The following is a 19,553-nucleotide window of genomic DNA, read 5'->3' as shown; positions in this document are numbered from 1 at the left end:
CGCCAACACTCTCACCCGATTCGGCATGTCCCAGAGCATAGCGAACACATCAGAAACTTATGTGACACGCCACTAGGTCCGCCCCCGATGCCGCAGAGCCGCAAGAGGGCTATTTCACGGCGCCTGCGGTGATGCCGGAGATGATTTTGCGCTGTGCGACGACGAAGACCAGCAGCAGGGGCAGGCTCATGAGGATCACGTAGGCGAAGATCAGGTGCCAGTTGTTCAGGTAGAGCCCAGCCGAGGCGACGTTGTAGAGGTTGAGCGGAAGGGTCTGGACGCGTCCGCCGACGACGAAGAACGCGTAGAACACGTCGTTCCAGATGTAGAGGCAGATCAGGATCGTTGCGGTGCTGAGCACGGGCACGAGCATCGGCAGGATCATTGTGGCGAACACTCGCAGAGGTCCGGCTCCGTCGACGCGGGCGGCTTCCTCGAGCTCTTGCGGGATGGTGCGCACGAAGCCGGTCACGAAGAAGATGACGGTCGACATGTACATACCGACGTACACGCCGATCATGCCGACCACGGTGCCGGCGAGCCCGAGCTGGCGCAGCAGCAGCACGATGGTGACGACGGCGGGCGGGAGGACGATCCCCGAGATCGCCAGGGAGTAGGCGACGGCGGTCAGCCGGGAGCTGCGCCGAGCAAGGACCCAGGCAGCCATGGACCCGAAGATCAGGACGAGGAAGACGGCGGGGACCATGATGACCAGGGATCCGGCGAACGCTGCGGGGACGTGCGCCTGGTTCCAGACGTCGGCGAAGTTCTGCCACAGCTGCCAACGCTGGGGCAGTGACAGGTTCGGGTCGAGTGCCTCTGCCTGTGTCTTGCCTGCGGTGACGACGATGATCCACAGGGGCATTCCGACCAGAAGCACGACTGCCAGCAGGACGACCACGGGCCGGATCCGGGTCCACGGGCCCGTGCGGCCTCCGAGGGAGCGTGCGGCAGTGCGGGGTGCGGCAGTGCGGGGTTCGACGGTGCTCACAGGACGTCCTCTCGACGACGCAGCATCCCGATGACGGGGAAGGCCAGGGCGATGACGACCAGGAAGAGCACCAGGCTCATCGTGGTGGCCTGAGCGAACAGGCCTTGGCCGAAGGTGCGGAAGATGAAGATGTTCAGCAGCTCGGTGGAGCGTGCGGGCCCTCCACCGGTGGTGGCTTGGACTATGTCGAAGCCGTTCATCGAACCGAGCAGTGCGGTGGCGACGTTGAATGTCACTGCAGGAGCGATCAGGGGCAGTCGGATCCTCCAGAAGGTTGTCCAGGCGCCCGCGCCGTCGAGGCGGCTCGCTTCCAGGACGTCTTCGTTGATGGTCTTCAACCCGGCCATGTAGATGAGCATCGGCAGGCCCATCCACTTCCAGGCGTGGATGGTGGCAACGACCAGCAGCGTCCAGGTCGTGCTCCCGAGCCAGGCGGTTCCCACCGCGTGGCCGGTCACGACGGAGAGGATCTGGTTGAGCGCGCCGTCGGGCTTGAGAATGGCTTGGAAGACGTAGCCGACGGCTAGGGCCGACATGATCACGGGGATGAAGAACATCACTCGGGCGAACCGGTTGATCCGGGTGTCGGCCTCGAGCAGCAGGGCGAGCAGCAGGCCGAACACGTTCTGCAGGATCGCGACCAAGACCGCGTAACCGAGGGTGACCCTGAGCGATCGTCCGATGTCGCCCGAGCTGATCAGCCGCGTGAAGTTGTCGAAACCGACGAACCCGATCTCGGCCTTGAAGCTGGACCAGTCGGTGAACGAATAGACGAAGTTGAACACGGTCGGGACGAAAAAGAACACAGCAAGAAGCGCGAACGCAGGAGCGGCGAACGCCCAGGGGTGCGTCCCGGCATGCCGGGTCTTGTTCGCGCGTGCCGATCGGCCGATGTCGGGTGCACCTTCGGCCGCGCCGGGGCCCGTGCGCGCCAGGGTGTGGGTGCTCATCTGTTGCTCCTTCCGGTGCGTCGGGGTCGCCCTAGGTGGCGGGCAAGGGCGACCCCGACTGTCGAGCTCAGAATCCGGCGATGCCCTGAGCGGCGGCGAGCTGAGCGAACTGATCCTGCGTCTGCTGCGCGACCTGCTCGGGAGTCAGACTGCCCTGGATCATGTCTCCCAGACGCAGATACAGGTCGGGGTTGGCCACTGCCAGGGCCTGCATGGATCCGACCGAGCTGCTCAGCGAGTCTGCGACCGACTGCAACGCATCCGGCACGGTTGCCGGCGTCGGGACCTCCGGCTCGAGCGACACGGTGTTCTGGTCGGCCACGAAGTCGGCGTACCCGTCACCGAGCCAGAAGCTGAGCAACTGGCGTGCAGCAGCCTCCCGGGTGACGTCACCGGTCTTGAACGCGACCAGGGCGTTGGCCTGGTCAGGGATGTAGGTGCCGACGTTCCCCTCGGCGGAGATCGGGAAGAAGCCGATCTTCTGGTTCAACTCATCGGTGTCGGCCAGGGACTGCAGCTGGCTGAAGTACGAGTTGACCTGCAAGACCATGGCGGCTTCCCCGGCGAGCAGGGCCTTGCCCTGGTCCTCGAAGGTGGCTGTCTTGATATCGGCATTGAACATGCCGTCGTTGATCAGTCCCTGGTAGCCGGTGATCGCATCGATGATCGGGGCGTCTGTGAACGTGGCGTCGTTGGCGTTGACCTCGTCCCACAGTCCATCCTGGGCGGCTTCGGCGAGCTGTGCCTGCACCCACCACTGGGTGGCCCACGGCACTCCGTCGTTGCCGCCCATCTCGAAGAACGGCGTCACCCCGCCGGTTCTGAGGGTCTGGGCGTTCTGGACGAGCTCGCTCCAGGATGTCGGGGTCCCGGTGATCCCTGCCGCGGCGAGGACCTCCTTGTTGTAGTACATACCGATGACGGCCGGGGTGCTGATCAGCGCGGCGTACCGGGTCTCGTCGTAGATGCCCGTCAGGTCGGCCAGCGCGGGATCCATCGAGCCCAACCAGGGGGCGTCGTCCAGGGGCTGGAGGTTGGTCTTGGCATTGATGGCCGCGAGCATCGAGGCGGTGGGCTGCCAGAACGCCAGATCCGGCTTGTCACCAGTGGCGATCTTGGTCTGCACGCTCTGCTCGTAGGGGTCCGTGATGGTCACGACGTCGACCTTCGCGCCCGTGCTCTTCTCGAACGCGCTCACGACAGAGTCGGGAACCGTGTTGGAGTTTTGCGCGGCCCAGATCGTCAGCGTGACGCCCTCGAGGTCCGCATCCTGCGCCGGCCACGACGCCGGGGACGTGGCCGTGTCGTCGGAGGTTGTGCCGGTTCCCGGGTCCGAGCATGCGGCCGTCAGCAATCCGAAGGCGACCACGGTCGCGGCCAGTGCGGGATATCTCATCTTCATGGGGGTGGGTCTCCTCAGTGGTTTCGGCGTCGATGCCGGGATTCGAGGTAAGCCTGCGAGGGTCGTCAGGCCCGGGAGCGGTGGGTGATGCGCAGGACGCGTGCCTGTGGGACGCGGGAGTCGGTATGGATTCGGATGGTGCCGTCGTCGCACCGGATCACGGACCAGCTGTCGTCGGAGAACCTGTCGTTCTCCGGGTCGGTCTCGGGAAAGGCTGTGGTGATGGCGCCGGCCGGCAGGTGCAACAACGTGTCTCGCTGCTCGCCGCCGCGGAACCAGACCGTCACCAACGTTTCGTCGGACGTGTGCAGCCCACTGGCCACCCAGGTGTCCTCCCAGCCGGGGAGGCCCAACGGCCAGATCGGCATCGATCGCAGCAGCTGGGGACGGCCGCGCTGAGCCAGCCGGACAGCTGACCGAACGATCGCGAGCTGGTGTGCGCTCATCTCGTCGAGGTGGCCGGACAGGTACAGGCGGCCCGCCAAGCCGGTGCAGAGCGTGAACACGATCTGCTCATCGCTCATCCCGGGCTGGGGATAGGCCCAGTTCGCGGCCTGCTCCGGCAGGATCGACATCAGTGCGCCGGCAGCGATCGGCGGGTAGAGCAGCGGGTTCTGCTGATCCGACGTCGACTGCAGGTGAGTGCGTGAGAGCAGCGCCGCGTCCGAGCGCATGCCGCCGGACGCGCAGTTCTCCAGCACCAGCAAGGGGTGGCGCTCGCGCACACCGTCCAGCCACGCCAGGTGCGCCCGGTTGTGCTGCAGCAACCCGTCTCCGACGCTGTCGGCATCCAGGTCCGTGCCCGGGCCGGGCGTGACGTTGTAGTCCAGCTTGAAGTAGCCGATGCCGAAGTCGTCGACCAACCGATCCACTACAGAGTCCAGCCGCTTGCGGGACGCCTCGTGACGCAGATCCAGAAAATAGCGGTCTTGCTCGACGATGCGTTCGCCCACCCGCTGCAGGAAGGCCTCGCCGGGGAGTTCCTCGGCAACGGGGCTGCGTACCCCGACGACCTCGGGCTCTAGCCACAGGCCAGGGACCATCCCGCGCTCGCGAATGTGCGCGACCACGGCCTTGAGGCCGCCATTGGGGAAGCGGCGCGTCGATGGCTCCCAGCTTCCGACGGAGTCCCACCAGTCGCCGGAATCGTCGTACCAGCCGGCATCGATGCAGAACACGTCGGCGCCGACCTCGGCCGCCGCGTCGATCAACGGGAGCAGCTTGGCTGTCGTGGGGTCGCCCATCAGCGTGTTCATGTAGTCGTTGAAGACCACCCAGGGGCCCGCCTCGGCTGCGCCGCGCAGCGCCCGACGGTGCTGTGTCATCGCAGCGACCGCTGACTGCGACCCGGTCGCGCCACTGGCCAGCGCCACCGGGACGGTGGTGAACCGCTCGCCGGGTAGGAGGCGCCGGTGCCAGGAGTGGTCGGAGTCGGTCGGGCCGAGGAGAACCAGACCGAGCGTCGGGGAGCCTGCGGCGTCGATCCGTTCGGCGAGCTCGACCCGCCACGCCCCGTTGTGCTCGACCTGCCACGCCAGCGCCGTGCCATCGTCGGAGCTCTCGAGGACACCTGCAGGAAGCCGCGCACCGGAGGACCACGTGCCGGCGCTGCTGATCACCCGGGAACCTCGGGCGTCCTGGTGCTGGTGGGCGACGAGGTCGAGCCGGACCAGACCCTCGTTGGAATCGAGTCGGCTCCGCAACCAGCGGCTCTCGCCGAGCCAGTCGCTCCAGCCCTCGATCGACACGGCCTCGGTCGAGCCATGTCCGCCGATCGGCGCGGAAACCGCCAACGAGGAGACGGCCTGCAGGACGACGGGCCGGACTCCCCCGTTCTGCACCTCGGTCCAGGCGCGCACCGAACGGTCCTTCACGAGGAGCACCACCCGGACATGCAGGCCGGTCGTGGCGTCGATCTGTTCGATGCTGACCTCGCGCCCCAGCAGCCCGGCGCGCTCCACCACCCGGTCAACCCGAAGGTGTTCGCCGACCGACGTGGCCGTGTGCCGGATGTTCGCGCTCCGACGCCCCTGCCCGACCGCAAGAATCTCAACAAGTGGCTGAACCGCCCGGAGCAAGAGAACGTGATCGCCCTCGGCACCGCGATCGCCGCCGACCAGGGCTGCGGGCTTGCCTGCAGCGCACACCAGGTGCAGGCCGTCAGGCCCGTCCCACAGCGTCAGGACTGCGTCCTGCGCCGTGTCGTCCTGCGTCATCGTCGACCCCATCGTCTCGTCCGTCGTCGGGCAAGACCATGAAAGCGTTGATCAAGCATGTTTGTCAAGCACTGGTCCATGAGGCCTACGGAATCCTGATACCGCTTTCAGCGGCTAATGCTGCGGAGGAACTCGCGGCGGAGGAGAGGATCAGGGCGCGAGCGACCCGGACACTCGCGCGGCGCCATGCGTCCGAACGGAACTCGAGACCGCGCCCGACGATTGACGGACGACGAGGTCGGGCACGATTCGCGAGGTGAGCACGGACTCCGAGCCCGAGCGCGCTTGCTTGAGCAGCTGGAAGCTCCGCCGGCCCAGCTCCACGAAATCCTGGCGCACTGTCGTCAGCGCCGGTGACCAGAGCTGACCGAGCGGGTGGTCATCGAACCCGATGACACTGACATCCTCGGGAATCCGGATGGCGAGATCCTGAGCTGCGCGCATCAGGCCCATCGCGAGCTCGTCGTTCCCGCACAAGACCGACGTGACGTGCTCGTCCTTCAGGAGCCGGATGCCGGCGTCGTACCCCGACATCGGATCCCAGCCGGCCTGAACCACCGGGGGCACAGCTGCGCCGGCGACCTCCAGCGCCTCCCGCCAGCCCAAGAGCCGCGAGCTCTCGACGCCGGCGGACGGGATCGCGACATGGTGCACCGTCGGGTGGCCCAGCTCGAGCAGGTACTGGGTGGCCCGCCGAGCACCAAGGAAGTCATCCATGTACGCGTGCGCGACCGTGCTGCCGGACCGGCCGCCGGCGGCCACCGCCACCACCGGAAGCCATGAGGGCACCGCCGCCAGCGTCGCGACGCCGGGCGGGTCGTACTCCAGCACGATCGCCCCAGAGAGCGGCTGGCTCAGTGCCAGGTCCACCGCCTGCTTGACCGCGGCTGGGTCGTCGGTCTCCACGACCGAGATGACCACCATGAGACCGTCAGCCCTCGCCGCTTCCTCGATCCCCTGAATCGTGGCGGCGTAGCCGAAGCGCGTGGTGTTGCCAGCGAAGACGGCGAGCATCGGCTGCCGCCCCCCCACCAGCGCCCGAGCGGCGCCGTTCGGGCGGAATCCGAGCGATTCGATCGCAGCCTGGACGCGTGCGCTTCGCTCCGGGCTGACCCTTGTCGCCCCCGTCAGTACGCGCGACACCGTCGGGACCGAGACGCCTGCGACACGCGCCACATCCGAGATGGTGGGCTGCCGGGCAGGATAGGAGTCGACCACAGATCGAACCCTACGCCGCGGCAGAGTTGGTGGTGGCCGCCGTGTCCGTGCGCGGCCCGCACCTTCGGCGCCCACAGGCGCCACCCCGCCCGCCCGATCCGCCGTCTCGTCGATCAGCCAGGGCCTCGCGGCGTCAGGACGCCTCGGCGAGGAGGCGTGCGGCCCGGTGCACCGCCCGAGCGACGGGCTCGCCACCACCGGCCACCCACCACTGGGCGCCGATGCTCGCGGGTTCGTCGAGGCATGCCACGACCAGCGCCGCCACGTCGGCGCGCGGCACGGGGCCGCCGTCGGCGACGGCCGTCAGGGCAACGAGGCCCGTGCCCCGGACGTCGGTCAGCGGGCCCGGGCGCAGGATGGTCCAGTCCAGGGCGGTCGCCCGCAGCCGCTCGTCGGCCTCGCGCTTGGCCTCGACGTACGCGGCCCACGACGGGTCCGCGTCCGCCGCCGCCGGCTGGTCGATGCCCGCGGCGGAGATCTGGACGTACCGGGCGATGCCCGCCAGAGCGGCCGCCCGCGCGAGCAGGACCGACCCGCCGAGGTCCACGGTCCGCTTGCGCTCCGCGCCGGAGCCGGCCCCGGCGCCCGCGGCGAACACGACCGCGTCCGCGCCGCCGAGGGCGGCCGCGAGCTGGGCGGCGGTGGCGTGCTCGACGTCGAGCAGCACGCCCCGGCCCCCCAGGGCGTCGATCTCGACCACCCGCTCGGGACTGCGGACAATTCCGAGCACGGTGTCACCGCGGGCGGCGAGGAGAGCGACGAGCGAACGGCCGATCTGTCCCGACGCGCCGAGCACGGCGATGGTGGTCATCGGCTGGCCCCTTCCAGCGCCGCGTGCGCGCGCAGGCGCTCGACGGCCGCGGGCAGGATGACGGCCAGGTCACCCACCACCCCGAGGTCGGCGATGCGGTGGATCGGCGCGTCGGGGTCGCTGTTGACGGCGACGATCCGCCGCGCGGTGCGCATCCCGGCGACGTGCTGGATCGCACCGGAGATCCCCACGGCGACGTAGAGGTCGGGCGAGACCGTCCTGCCGGTCTGCCCCACCTGGGTGCCGATGCCTATCCAGCCGGCGTCGACCGCGGCGCGCGAGGCGCCGACCGCACCCCCCAGCAGCTCGGCGAGCGCCACCACGCCGGTGAAGTCGCCGTCGGTGCCGCGCCCCCCGGCCACCACGACGCTCGCGTCGCTGAGCCTCGGCCCGCCGGTCGAGGCGTCCGCCACGAGGGAGGTCACCACCGCATCCCGCGCGGTCTCGTGCGTGCGCGTGCCCACCTCGACGGCGAGCACCGTGCCGCCCGCGGCGTCGGGCGACGGCGTGATCGCGTTGGCCTTGACGGTCAGGACGGCCCGAGGGGTCCGCACGTCCGCCTCGACGGTGTGCCGACCGGCCCAGATGACCTTCGTCACCCGCAGAGCGCCGTCGACTGTCGCCGCGGCGACGGCGTCGGTCACCAACGCGGCGCCGAGCGCAGCGGCGACGAGCGCTGCGACCTCGGCGTTCTCGAGACCGGCGGCGAGGAGCACCACGTCCGCACCCACCGCGCTTGCGGCGTCCGCCACGAGCGCGGATCTCGCCGTGACGAGGGAGCCGGCGAGCTGGGGACAGTCCAGCGCGTGGATGGCGGTCACGCCGTACCGCCCGAGCGTGGTGACCGCGGCGCTCGGGGCATCGCCCACGATCAGGGCGACCGGGTTGCCGAGCTCCCGGGCGAGGGTCAGCAGCTCGAGCGTGGGGGTGTCGACGTCGCCGTCGGCGAGGTTGGTCAGGACCAGGATCGTGCTCATGGTGACTCCCTTGTCTCAGCGCGCGGTGAGGAAGGCGACGAGCTCGTCGACCGAGCTGCCCTCGTGGTCGACCACGACGCGGCCGGGCGGCCGGTCCGGGTTGCGGGTGATGTCGCGGACCTGCACGCGGGCGGCGACCGCACCGACCTCGGCCGGGGCGACCCCCAGCGCCGCCAGGTCGAGCCGCGTGACGGTCTTCTTCTTGGCCGCCATGACGTCCTTGAACGTCGGGTAGCGCGCCTCCCCGCTCCGGTCGGTGACGCTCACGACGGCGGGCAGCGTCGCCTCCACGGTGCGCGTGCCCACCTCGTCCGTGCGCTCGATGCGCAGGCCGGCCTCGGTCACCGTCAGCGTCGCGGCCAGGCTGAGGAGCGGCCAGCCCAGGCCGCCGGCCAGGAGCGCGGGCAGCACGCCCATCTCGCCGTCGGTGGAGCTCATCCCGCACAGAACCACCACGACGTCGGGCACGGTCAGCGCGGCCGCGGTGAGCACGCGCACGGTCCCGAAGACGTCGGAGCACGCGATCGCGTCGTCCGTCACGAGGTAGGCCTCGTCGGCGCCCATCTGGAGCGCCTTGCGCAGCGCGCCCTCGGCCTGCTCCGGTCCGACGGTCAGCACGCTGACGGTCGACCCGGGCAGGGCGTCGCGCAGCTGGAGCGCCTGCTCGACGGCGTACTCGTCCAGCTCCGAGAGCATCGAGCCGGCGGCGGGCCGCCCGATCGTGTGGTCGGCGGCGAACTCCACCTCGTCCGCGGTGTCGGGGACGAACTTCACACAGGTCAGGATTCGCGTCACTGGCATCGCCTCTCGCTTGCGGCGGTCCGGGGACCACCTGTCGTCTTTCCGGGCAGGTTCTTCCAGGGCAGGTTCTTCCAGGGCAGGTTCTTCCACGGCGCGGGCGCCCGATCCGTCAGGGCTGCCACGTCAGCGGATGCCGGTCGCCCCGTGGTAGACGAACGGGCTGACGAGCGGTTCGCCGTCGTCGTAGCGCGACAGGCGGAACTCGGAGGCGACCACGTGCGGAAGCGTCGTGTCGCCGTCGAGCATGATGTCCGCCATGAGCCGGCCCAGGGCCGGCGCGATCTTGAAGCCGTGGCCGGACATCCCGGCCGCGATGAACAGCCCCGCGTACCCCGTGGCCGAGACGATGGGGTTGTTGTCGGGGGTCGTGTCGATGACCCCCGTGGCGGTCGTGGCGAGGCGGGGGTCCTCGATGCCGGGGAAGCGGTGCATCGCCTTCTCCACGACCAGCTCCACGGTCTCGTTCGTCGCGCGGCTCGGGTAGACGTCGGGGTCGTCGATCGGCGTCATGGCGCCCTCGCCCGAGCTGTTGCCGAACAGCATCTCGCCGCCGCGCAGGTGCACGTACTGCTTGGACACGAGGTCGGAGAACACCGGAGGGGCGCCGAGGTCGACCGCGGGGTCGATGAGCACCTCCTGCACCCAGATCGGCTGGATCGGCAGCGTGATGCCGAGCGGGCTGACGAGCGGGACGGACCACGCCCCCGCCGCAACGACGACCAGGCCGGCGGGGACGACCTCGCCGTCGGCCAGCCGTACGCCGGTGACCTTGTCGCCGTCGACCACGATCTCGGTGACCTTCGCACCTTGGCGGATCGTCACCCCCTTGGCCTTGAGCGAGGTGGCGAGGGCCTGGGCCGTCGCATAGCCGTCGCCGTAGCCGCCGCGCGGCTCGAAGCAGAACGTCGCGAAGTCGTCGAGGTAGGCGGTGGGCCACATCGCGGCCACCTCGTCGTGACCGATCTCGCGCGTGTCGACCCCGAGCGAACGCTGGTTGGCCAGGCTCGCCCGGAACGGCTCGACGTTCTCCGGACCGACCCCCACGAGGTACCCGACCTGCTCGAAGCCGATGTCCTGACCGAGCTCGGCCTCGGCGTTCTCGAAGAACTCCAGGCTGGCCAGGGCGAGCGCGGCCACCGAGGTGACGCCGTAGTGGCAGCGCACGATCCCGGCCGACTTGCCGGTCCCGCCCGAGCCGACCGAGTCCCGGTCGAGGATCGTGATGTCGGTGATGCCGCGGGCGGTGAGCGCGTGGGCCGTGGCGACGCCGATCACGCCTGCGCCGATGATGACGATGTCACTCATGTGCTGGGTCCTCCTGGGGCTGCGGGGGCGCGGCCGACGCGTTCTGTGCGCGCGTCGGCCGCGACGGAGTCGTCGGGTCGGGTCAGGACATCGCGGGGGTCTCCCACAGCGGGAGCTCGATGCCGATACCCAGCTCCGCGGCCCGGTCGAGCACCCGAGTGGCCCACGCGACGTCCTCGATCGGCATGCCGCCGACGCTGAACACGATGATCTGGTCCTCGCTGGTGCGTCCCGGCGCCCGCCCCAGCGGGACGTCACCGAGGTTCGTGACCCGGTCGCGTGCGAGCTTGTCGTCGTGGATGAGGTCCACGAACCGCGTGCCGATGATGCCGGTCGTGGTCTCGTAGGCCGGGTACCCGAACTCTTCCTGCCAGTCGAAGTACATCTCGAGGTTGTCGATGAACAGCCCGGTCGAGGGGTCGAGCAGGAGCTCGTCGTCCAGCTTGAGGTTCGCCACCGCGCAGATGAAGGCGCCCGGCTTGAGCCACTCGCTGCGCACGTGCGGGTAGGTCGCCGGGTCGACGGGCCCGGAGACCCCGGAGTGGATGATGTCGGCGCCCCGCACCGACTCCTCCATCGAGTCGCAGATGACGATCTCGATGTCCGGCAGCTTCTCGGCGGCCCACTCCTTGAACGCCTCCGACGTGATCCGGCGGCGACCGTAGACCTGGGCCCGGGTGATCGGGCGAGACGCGGCGTAGGCCTCCAGGCCGGTCTTGCCCATCACGCCGGGGCCGATGATCGACACGACGCTCGCGTCCGGCTTCGCGAGGTACTTGGCGCCGACCCCGGGGACGGCACCCGTGCGGTAGGCGCTGAGCAGGTTGGCCGACATCATCAGCTTCGGCGCACCGGTCTCCTTGTCGTTGAGGACGAACAGGAGGATCGAGCGCGGCAGGCCCACCTCCCGGTTCGCGACGTTGGAGCCGTACCACTTGACCCCGGCGTTGTCGAAGCTGCCGCCGAGGTAGGCCGGCATCGCCATGAACCGACGGTCGGTGCCGTCCTTGGGCATGTTCGGGAAGGCCGGCGCCTCGGGGAACAGCACCATGGCGCCGTGCGAGTTGCCGAGCCGACCGGCCATGCGGTAGTCGCCGAGCTGCAGGAGCTGGAGCGTCTCGTCCATCGCCTCGACGCACGCGGGCATGTCCGTCACACCGGCGGCGATGGCGTCCGGCTCACTGAGGTAGCGAAATGAGATCGCGGTATCGGTCACGAGGGTCTCCTAGGTCGTGTTGAGATCGTGCTGGTTCGGCGCGAGGACGGCTCAGGTGAGCGAGTCGGTCAGCCGCTCGTAGGCCTGCGGGCGGACCTGCTTCATGACCGTTCCCTGCACCCACCCGATCGCGGGGAGGATGAGGACCAGGCCGACGAGCCCGAGGCTCAGCGCTCCCCAGCGGGGCACGCCCGCGGCGTCGACGTCGCCGACCAGCATGGGGAAGTTCGCACCGATCGCGAGGGCGGCGACGACGAGCCCGACCAGGCCGAGCGAGGGCGCCACCACCGTGCGCCAGATGCTCCGCGGGGCCGTCGAACGGCTGAACCAGACGATGACCGCGATGCTCGTGACGGCCATCAGCACCGCGATCGCGAGGGTGGCCACGCCGGAGAACCAGGTGAACACCTCCAGGACCGGGTCGAGCCCGAGCACCCCGGAGAGGAGGACCAGGACACCGCCGGTGATGGTCTGGGCGAACGAGGACGTGTGCGGCGAGAGGTGGGAGTGGTGCACGCGGCCGAGGCCGGAGGGCAGCGCGCCGACGCCGGCCATCGAGTGCTGGTAGCGCGCGAGCACGTTGTGGAAGGACAGGACGCAGGCGAACATGCTCGTGATCAGCAGGACGTTCACGACGACCTCACCGCTCGAGCCGAGGTACCGCTCCGTCGTCCGCAGGATCAGTCCCCCGGGGTCTTCGGCGACGGCGGCCATGATCTTGTCCGGCCCCCAGGCCATGATCAGACCCCAGGAGGCCACCGTGTAGAACAGGCCCACGCCGATGACGGCGGCGTAGGTCGCCCGCGGGATGGTCTTCTCCGGGTCGCGGGCCTCGTCCCGGAAGATCGCGGTGGCCTCGAAGCCGATGAACGCGGCGATGGCGAACATCAGCCCGATGGCGGGCGAGCCCGACGTGACCTGCGCCGGCTCGAACGAGGTGAACGAGAGGCCGTCGGCGCCGCCGGTGACGACGACGACGAGCACGAGCAGCAGCACGATGCCGATCTCGCCGAGGAGGAGCACGCCGAGGACCTTGGAGCTCACGTCGATGTGCCGGTACCCCAGCACCCCGACGGCGGCGACCATGGTCAGCGACCAGATCCACCACGGGATCGAGGGTGCGCCGAGGCCGGTGAACGTCAGCTCGAGGATGTATCCCAGGTAGCCGTACACCGAGACCTGGATGGTGGTGTAGGTCAGGAGCGCGAGGAACGCGGCGGCCAGGCCCATCCGGTTGCCGAGCCCGTAGCCGATGTAGGTGAAGAAGGCGCCCGGGCGCGGCACGACCCGGGTCATGGCCGCGAGGCCGACGGCGAACAGCAGCAGGATGACACCGCTGATCGCGTACAGGGCGGGGAAGCCGACCCCGTTGCCGAGCAGCATGCCGAGCGGTGCCGCACCGCCGATGACCGTCAGCGGCGCGGCCGCCGCGACGACCATGAAGACGATGGACGTGGTGCCGAGCTTTCCGGTCAGGGACCCGACCGGAGACGTGACCACTGATGTCGTGCTGTGTGCCGTTGTGCTATCCGCAGGGGCTGACATGGGGACTCCTCGGCGTGCCGGTGGACGAAAAGGGCGACGGGACGGGGTACGAGACCGCGAGGCCGGGAGATGGCCGGGGCCTTCGCGTGATGGCCACACTCGCCTGCCGCGGTTTCCCCGGCGCCGCCATCCCGTAACGCGGTTGTCACCTCGTGCGAGACGCGGCGAGGACGGCGTCTCACGCGATGTCACACCCCCGAAACACGCTCGGCACGCGGCAGCCGTTCGGGGCCCCTACGGTGCGCGAACACCGTGGGAGGTTTCATGACCGCTCTGCAGCGCGCGATCGCCCATCCCGTTTCTGTTCCCGGGATGCGTTCCACCTCACCCGTCGCCGGCCTCGACCGGCGCAGCGTGGGCGCCTGGGACGTGCTCGGCCAGTCGGTCGCGGCTGCCGCCCCGGCAGCAGCGACCACCACGGTCCCCGTCCTCGTGGCCACGTCCGCCGGCGGGGCGACCCTTCCCGCCGTCGTCGCCGCCACCCTGCTCGCGCTGCTCGTCTCGGTCGCGGTCAACGTCTTCACGCGCCGCATGGCGGCGACGGGCTCCCTGTACACGTTCGTCTCGCGCGCCCTCGGAGCGCGGGCGGGGGTCGTGGCCGGCGTCGCGATCCTCCTGGGGTACAGCTTCATCGCGATGTTCGCCCTGACCGGCGCGGCGTCGTACCTCGGCCCCCTCGCCGAGGAGCTCGGGATCGCGGGGGTGGTGCTGCTGCCCGTGCTGGCGCTGCCCGTGCTGGTGGTCCCGCTGTGGGGCGCCCGCCGAACGGCCCGGGTCGCGGTCGTGATGGAGGGCGCCTCCCTCCTGCTGATCGTCGTGCTCGGCGTCGCACTGCTCATGCGCACGGGGCCCCCCGACTGGGGCGGCATGACGCACACCGTGACGGCCCCCGGGATGGTGGTCGGCACGGTGCTCGCGCTCACCGGCTTCGTCGGCTTCGAGAGCGCGTCGACCCTGGGGGTGGAGGCGCGACGCACCTTCACGACCGTGCCGCGCGCGGTGACCTGGACGGTCGTGGTCTCCGGTGTGATCTACGTCGGGGCGGTGACCCTCCAGCTGACCGCGTTCCAGGCTCTCGGCCGAGACCTGGGCTCGAGCACCTCGCCGGTGAACGAGCTGAGCGCCGCGTTCGGGCCGCCGTGGCTGGCGGGCGTGCTGGACGTCGCCATCGCGCTGTCGTTCCTCGCGTGCGCGATCGCCTCCGCGGTGGCGATGGCTCGCATCTTGTTCGCGATGGGGCGAGAGCTCGTGCTGCCCGAGTGGTTCGGCCACGTCAACCGGGTGCGGCAGGTCCCGACCGTCGCGACGCGAGTGGCCGTCGCGCTCATCGCGGGGCCGCCCGTGCTCGCAGCCGCCGTCGGGCTCGATCTGCAGGCGCTGATGGGGGTCTTCATCGTCCTCGCGGCGGCGGGCTTCCTCACCGCGTACGCGCTGGTGTGCTTCGCCGCGCCGGCCTTCGCGCGCCAGATCGGGGAGCCCCACCCCTGGACCACGGTGCTGAGCTGGTCAGGGGCTGTGCTGATCTCCGCGTCACTCGTGACGTTCCTCGTGCTGCAGGTCATGACCGCGCACGCCGCCACCGCCTGGGCTTTCGTGGTCCTGCTGGCGGCCGGCACCGGGCTCGGGTGGCTGCGCCTGGCGCGAAGCCCCGTCGCGCGTGACCGGGTCGGGATGTACGACGAGCCGACGTCCCAGGACATCCTCGGCGGGGACTCATGAGCTTCTCGTTCGGCCACCCGGACGTCGTCGCCCGACTCAACGGGGCGCCGGCGCCGGAGGGCAGCATCAATGCGCGCCAGCCGGGCGCGATCCTGCACGCCCTGCAGATCCTGGAGTGCGTGGCGCGCCGCGGCCCGGGCACGACGGCCAGCGAGATCAGCACGGACCTCAGGGTCTCGCGGGCCACGACCTACCGCCTGGTGCGCCTGCTCGCCGACGATGAGTACCTCGTGCGCATGCCCGACCTGCGGGGCTTCACCCTCGGGCGACGCGTGGCCGAGCTGGCGGCGCCGGCCGCGCCGGCGCCACACCTGTCCCGCGCCGCGCGCATCGCGCTCGCGGTGCTGCGTGACCGGGTCCGTGCGGGGGTCCACCTCGTGCACTACTCCGGCACCCGCATCATCGTCACCGATGAGGACACCGACATCCCCCTCACCGATCCGCACCGCCTGCTGACCGACCCGGGCTCCACCGCCGCGGGCCGCCTCGCCGCTGCGTGGGAGGAGGCTCAGCGCGAGGGCCGCCGACCACCCACGCACGCCCAGCAGGTGCGGCACGGCTCTCCGAAACGGGGGTGCCTCGCCCTGCCGGTGCCGGACGACGCCGGGCACCTCGTCGCGGCCCTCCTGGTGGAGGCCCCGCCGGCGCGCCTCGCGGATCCCGAGGAGCTGATGTCCATCCTGCTCAGCGGCGTGTCCGAGCTGACGTTGCTGCTCACCTGAAGCGACGCGGCCCAGACCTGCCGGCCACCGTGCTACCGCAGCTCGCCGGGCAGGAGCGAGAACACCACCGAGTCGCGCCGACCGCCCTTGAACACCACGTCCGAGCGGAGGACCCCCTCGCGCACGAACCCGCAGCGCCCGGCAACCCGCTGCGAGGCGTCGTTGTCGGGACCACACGTCAGCGTGATCCGCTTCATTCCCAGCGCCGAAAAGGCCCAGCCGGCGAGCAGCCGCACGGTGTGCGTGGCCGCGCCCCGGCCGCGGGCCTCGGGCGCCAGCCAGTAGCCGATCCCCGCCCGCTCCGTCTCGCGGTCGACGTCGTACAGGGACGCGCCCCCCAGAATGGTCGCCTCGTCGCGGGGGTCCGCGACCGCGACCGTCAGGGCGTGGCCGGCCCGCCGCGCCGTCTCTTGCTCGACGAAGTAGTCGCGCGCGTCGGCTTCGGTGTACGCGGTGGTCCGTGACCAGGCGAACTGTTGAACGAGCGGGTCGCCAAATGCCATCAGCTTCCCGGGCACGTCCTCGGTCCGCCAGGGACGAAGGAGAACCACCGTGTCGGCCAACGGCGGCATCGGGTACTGGAGCTCGGCCATGCCGCCGACCGTACGCGACGCGACCCGGGTGGCGGCCGCGCCCACTACGGCCGAGACTCGGGAGAGGGCTCCTCGATTCTCGGGAGATGAGGACATGTCAACGGAATCGGACGCGCGTATTCCCAGGTACTTGGGAGCTGCGTTCATCTTCCAGTTCGCGACCAGCCTCACTGCGGGGCTTCTGTCCGGGTCGATCCTCGCAGGGAGCCCCTCCGAGGTATTGACGAACATCTCGGGCGCCGCTGCTCGGATGCAGATCAGCCTTCTGTTGTTCTTGCTCACGAGTGTCGGCATCATCGTCATGACGTCGTTGCTCTATGTCGTCCTGGGAGATCAGAACCGCCCCGTCGCGCGGGTCGCTCTCGGGTTGTGGATGGCGGAAGCAGTGATGCTCGCGGTCAAGACGCTCGGTCTCTACGGCCTGGTTGATCTGAGCTCGGGACGAATCAATGCCGGTACCTCCGATGCCTCCCGCGAGACGATCGCCTCGCTCACTCTGGATTTCAGCGACCACGCGGGCACGATCGACATGCTGTTCTTCTGTTTCGGCGCGTTGTTGTGGTACTCGCTGCTCTTGCGATCGCGCAGTGTTCCGCGACCAATTTCTGCGTGGGGCCTGGTCGCTGTCTTCCCTGTCCTGGCAGCCACCGTGCTGCTCCTCTGGGACAACAGTCGAGATCTCGGTTTCGCTCTGTACGCGCTCTACATCCCGTTCGAGTTGGTCCTGGGTCTGTGGCTCCTGATCAAGGGGGCAAGCGTCTCATCGCCTCATCCCGATTCGGCGGCAGCGCCCAACATTTTCCACGGAGAGCAGCAGGAAGTCAGGCAAGAGAAGCAGCACTGAGCATCGAGCCTGTTTTTGTACTCATCGAGAATCACCCTTGTTGACGCCGGCTCCTGCTCCGTGGCCGACGGCTTCGAGCTCTCGGTATCGGGGCGGCGAGGCCGGCCCGGTCGTTCCGCTGGAGAGCGACCGGGCCGGCTTGCGCGTCAGGTCAACTGGTGATGGAGCGGCGTCCGCCGACGCGGGTCCAGATCACCAGCACGACGATCGCACCGATGATCGAGCCGACGATCCCGGCGGGCTGCAAGACGCCGTCGGCTGCGTCCTTGCCGAAGAGCAGGTAGCCGAGGAACCCGCCGACGAACGACCCGATGATCCCGATGACGATCGTCATGGCGATCGACAGGTTCTGCTTTCCGGGCACGATGAGGCGCGCGAGCAGCCCGGCGATGAGCCCGACGATGACGATCGTGAGGATGAGTCCCAACATGATGGTTGCCTTTCCAGGAGTGAATCTGTCACGTCGAGAAAACCACCCCTAAGGCTGGGGCGGTACACCCCTAGGGGGGGTAGCGTCGAGCCATGCCGGACCCCCGCAGGCCGATCACCGTCGCCCTTGTCGACGACTACGACGTGGTACTCCTCGGCGTGGCGAAGATCATCGACCAGTACCGCGACCGCGTGGTGGTCGCCGAGATCGACACGAACAAGCCGGTCCGCGATGACGTCGACATCGTGCTGTACGACTCGTTCGCGCAGCCGGAGTCCGACCACCACGAGATCGGGGCGCTGGTCCGCAACCCCAACGCCCGCCGCGTGGTCGTCTTCACCTGGAACTTCCATCCCGACCTGATCGCCAAGGCACGCGAGCAGGGGGTGCGCGGCTACCTGTCCAAGGCGCTGCCGGCACGCGAGCTCGTTGCCGCCCTCGAGAAGGTGCACGCCGGTGAGTTCGTGGTCAGCGAGGTGGCCGGTCGCGTCCGCCCCGCGAACGGCCTGGACTGGCCCGGGCGCGGGGAGGGGCTGACCGATCGCGAGTCAGAGATCCTGGCTCTGATCACCCAGGGACTGAGCAACGCGGACGTCGCAGCGCAGACCTACCTCAGTCCCAACACCGTCAAGTCCTACATCCGGTCGGTCTACCGGAAGATCGGCGCGGCGAGCCGGACGCAGGCGGTGCTGTGGGGCGTCGACCACGGCTTCGTCCCCGACCACCACCGGATCGACCACTGGCGCGGCGGGCCGTGAGGACCTCGCCGCCTACCCGCGCAGCGGTCGCCCGCACCTTGAGTGGCAATGTGCGTCCGGGTTGAGACGGCTACCCAGCCGGCGAGCTGGTTGTCGGGCACGTCCTCGCGATGAGCTGGGGTCCCATCTCACTCCGTCGTGGAGGGCTGCCCGTCGTACGATCGACGCACGTCGTTGAGTGCCTCGGAGTTCTACGAAGCAGGGCTGGCCCTGCCTCCTTCGGTGCGCAAGGAGCTCGCGCTGAGACTCCTCGAGCCGGGCGAGGCGTTTGGCGTTGCGGCCGAAGACTGGCTGCGCACTGAGGCGGCTGCCGCGTATGACGCCTTGAAGGCTGATCCATCTCGAGCGATCCCGGCCGAGGACGTGCGCGCCCGCCTTGAAGCCAAGTGGTCCGCCACACGATCTTGGTGTACCCGCTCGCTGGTCGAAGCCGCGACGACGTCCGGCCCGGGATAAGGACCACCACTTTCAAGAAGCGGACCCTCGTCGCGTACGAGGTAGACGAGTCGTCCGACGAGGTCGTGGTCAACGTCCTCGGTGTCTTCCATGGCGGCCAGGATTGGGAAGCCGCGCGGGGGGCGAGCCCGCCGACAAGGGTTGAGCGCGCATCCGTGGACGGCGAGTATGTGGCACCACCTGCAGTCGCCCTCTTGCGGCAGTCACTGGCCGACGGCACCCCGGTCGTCGTCGACCGACCGCCCGGTGTCGGCCACGGGCGTCATGAGCCGAAGGCGCGTGAGACGAGGCGGGGGCGACTGTGCTCGCCTGTCTTTGCGAAGATCGACTTCAGGTGGTCCTGGACGGTGTTCTCCGACACGAACATCTGACGGGCGATCCCACGTGTTCCGCTGCCCTGGCCCAGGAAGCCCAGGAGCTCGGTCTCCCGGCCGCTGAGGCCGAAGGCGCGCGAGAACACCGCCGCCCGTTCGGCGGGCGAGCTCTGCTCGATGGTGACGGCGACGTCCTCGCCTGCCGCCTCCCTACGGGTCAGGATGAGTTGAGGCCGGTGGTTCATAGCAAGTCCGCCAGCGTGGGGCGTGAACCAGGAGTTCATC

17 protein-coding genes and 2 pseudogenes are annotated in these 19,553 nt (G+C 69.6%); 4 read left to right on the top strand and 15 right to left on the bottom strand.

What is annotated here, in order from left to right; all coding sequences use genetic code 11:
- Positions 1 to 109: 109 nt before the first annotated feature.
- The 12 genes and pseudogenes from EUA98_RS17850 to EUA98_RS17800 all read right to left on the bottom strand — a co-directional run bounded on the left by EUA98_RS17850 (position 110) and on the right by EUA98_RS17800 (position 13,387).
- Positions 110 to 991, bottom strand: coding sequence for a carbohydrate ABC transporter permease (locus EUA98_RS17850; RefSeq protein WP_242511684.1), 882 nt, complete (start codon positions 989 to 991; stop codon positions 110 to 112).
- Positions 988 to 1,941 carry a carbohydrate ABC transporter permease gene (locus EUA98_RS17845; protein WP_130104047.1) on the bottom strand — a complete coding sequence of 318 codons (954 nt, stop codon included), beginning with the start codon at positions 1,939 to 1,941 and terminating at the stop codon, positions 988 to 990. The genes EUA98_RS17850 and EUA98_RS17845 overlap by 4 nt, the downstream gene beginning before the upstream one ends.
- Before the next feature lie 67 nt (positions 1,942 to 2,008).
- On the bottom strand, positions 2,009 to 3,343 hold the full coding sequence (locus tag EUA98_RS17840; RefSeq protein WP_130104046.1) for an ABC transporter substrate-binding protein: 1,335 nt from the start codon (positions 3,341 to 3,343) through the stop codon (positions 2,009 to 2,011).
- A 65-nt stretch (positions 3,344 to 3,408) separates the two neighbouring features.
- The gene (locus EUA98_RS17835; protein WP_165372894.1) at positions 3,409 to 5,559 is read right to left on the bottom strand and encodes a glycoside hydrolase family 36 protein; all 2,151 of its coding nucleotides are present in this window, start codon (positions 5,557 to 5,559) and stop codon (positions 3,409 to 3,411) included.
- Positions 5,560 to 5,644: 85 nt separating this feature from the next.
- Positions 5,645 to 5,794 (bottom strand): annotated as a pseudogene (locus EUA98_RS20595) (hypothetical protein); the annotation flags it as partial.
- A pseudogene (locus EUA98_RS17830) lies at positions 5,788 to 6,735 on the bottom strand (LacI family DNA-binding transcriptional regulator); the annotation flags it as partial. The pseudogenes EUA98_RS17830 and EUA98_RS20595, both read right to left, overlap by 7 nt.
- 175 nt (positions 6,736 to 6,910) lie before the next feature.
- Entirely contained in the window at positions 6,911 to 7,588 is a 678-nt protein-coding gene (locus EUA98_RS17825; RefSeq protein ID WP_130104044.1) for an NAD(P)H-binding protein, read from the bottom strand.
- Positions 7,585 to 8,565 carry an electron transfer flavoprotein subunit alpha/FixB family protein gene (locus EUA98_RS17820; RefSeq protein WP_130104043.1) on the bottom strand — a complete coding sequence of 327 codons (981 nt, stop codon included), beginning with the start codon at positions 8,563 to 8,565 and terminating at the stop codon, positions 7,585 to 7,587. The genes EUA98_RS17825 and EUA98_RS17820 overlap by 4 nt, the downstream gene beginning before the upstream one ends.
- Before the next feature lie 15 nt (positions 8,566 to 8,580).
- Positions 8,581 to 9,339 (bottom strand): electron transfer flavoprotein subunit beta/FixA family protein, encoded by a 759-nt coding sequence (locus EUA98_RS17815; RefSeq protein ID WP_242511683.1) that lies wholly within the window; start codon positions 9,337 to 9,339, stop codon positions 8,581 to 8,583.
- Between the two features lie 150 nt (positions 9,340 to 9,489).
- Positions 9,490 to 10,671 carry an NAD(P)/FAD-dependent oxidoreductase gene (locus EUA98_RS17810; protein ID WP_130104041.1) on the bottom strand — a complete coding sequence of 394 codons (1,182 nt, stop codon included), beginning with the start codon at positions 10,669 to 10,671 and terminating at the stop codon, positions 9,490 to 9,492.
- An 82-nt stretch (positions 10,672 to 10,753) separates the two neighbouring features.
- On the bottom strand, positions 10,754 to 11,887 hold the full coding sequence (locus EUA98_RS17805; protein ID WP_130104040.1) for a tyramine oxidase subunit B: 1,134 nt from the start codon (positions 11,885 to 11,887) through the stop codon (positions 10,754 to 10,756).
- 51 nt (positions 11,888 to 11,938) lie between these two features.
- Positions 11,939 to 13,387 (bottom strand): APC family permease, encoded by a 1,449-nt coding sequence (locus EUA98_RS17800; protein WP_255424320.1) that lies wholly within the window; start codon positions 13,385 to 13,387, stop codon positions 11,939 to 11,941.
- Positions 13,388 to 13,696: 309 nt separating this feature from the next.
- Between EUA98_RS17800 and EUA98_RS17795 the strand changes: the two genes are divergently transcribed.
- Both EUA98_RS17795 and EUA98_RS17790 read left to right on the top strand, forming a co-directional pair.
- Entirely contained in the window at positions 13,697 to 15,151 is a 1,455-nt protein-coding gene (locus tag EUA98_RS17795; RefSeq protein WP_130104038.1) for an APC family permease, read from the top strand.
- A complete protein-coding gene (locus tag EUA98_RS17790) occupies positions 15,148 to 15,873 on the top strand; it encodes a helix-turn-helix domain-containing protein (RefSeq protein ID WP_130104037.1) in 726 nt (241 codons plus the stop codon). Before EUA98_RS17795 ends, EUA98_RS17790 begins: the two co-directional genes overlap by 4 nt.
- A 32-nt stretch (positions 15,874 to 15,905) precedes the next feature.
- Here the strand turns inward: EUA98_RS17790 and EUA98_RS17785 are convergent, their stop codons facing one another.
- Positions 15,906 to 16,466 (bottom strand): GNAT family N-acetyltransferase, encoded by a 561-nt coding sequence (locus EUA98_RS17785; protein WP_130104036.1) that lies wholly within the window; start codon positions 16,464 to 16,466, stop codon positions 15,906 to 15,908.
- A 94-nt stretch (positions 16,467 to 16,560) separates the two neighbouring features.
- Here EUA98_RS17785 and EUA98_RS17780 point away from each other — a divergent pair, with 94 nt between their 5' ends.
- Entirely contained in the window at positions 16,561 to 17,310 is a 750-nt protein-coding gene (locus tag EUA98_RS17780; RefSeq protein WP_165372893.1) for a DUF4386 domain-containing protein, read from the top strand.
- Between the two features lie 151 nt (positions 17,311 to 17,461).
- Here the strand turns inward: EUA98_RS17780 and EUA98_RS17775 are convergent, their stop codons facing one another.
- Positions 17,462 to 17,740: a GlsB/YeaQ/YmgE family stress response membrane protein gene (locus EUA98_RS17775; protein WP_130104034.1), complete on the bottom strand. Its 279-nt coding sequence runs from the start codon at positions 17,738 to 17,740 to the stop codon at positions 17,462 to 17,464.
- Between the two features lie 92 nt (positions 17,741 to 17,832).
- Here EUA98_RS17775 and EUA98_RS17770 point away from each other — a divergent pair, with 92 nt between their 5' ends.
- Positions 17,833 to 18,498 (top strand): response regulator transcription factor, encoded by a 666-nt coding sequence (locus EUA98_RS17770; protein ID WP_130104033.1) that lies wholly within the window; start codon positions 17,833 to 17,835, stop codon positions 18,496 to 18,498.
- Between the two features lie 718 nt (positions 18,499 to 19,216).
- On the opposite strand, the gene EUA98_RS17760 is transcribed toward EUA98_RS17770, so the two are convergent.
- Positions 19,217 to 19,553, bottom strand: a 337-nt coding sequence (locus EUA98_RS17760; protein WP_130104032.1) for a response regulator transcription factor, incomplete at its 5' end; no start/stop codon positions are given.

It is taken from the genome of Pengzhenrongella frigida, assembly GCF_004168625.1.
In the GTDB taxonomy this organism is placed as follows: Bacteria; Actinomycetota; Actinomycetes; order Actinomycetales; family Cellulomonadaceae; genus Pengzhenrongella; species Pengzhenrongella frigida.
This window is presented reverse-complemented; position numbering and strand designations above follow the sequence as displayed.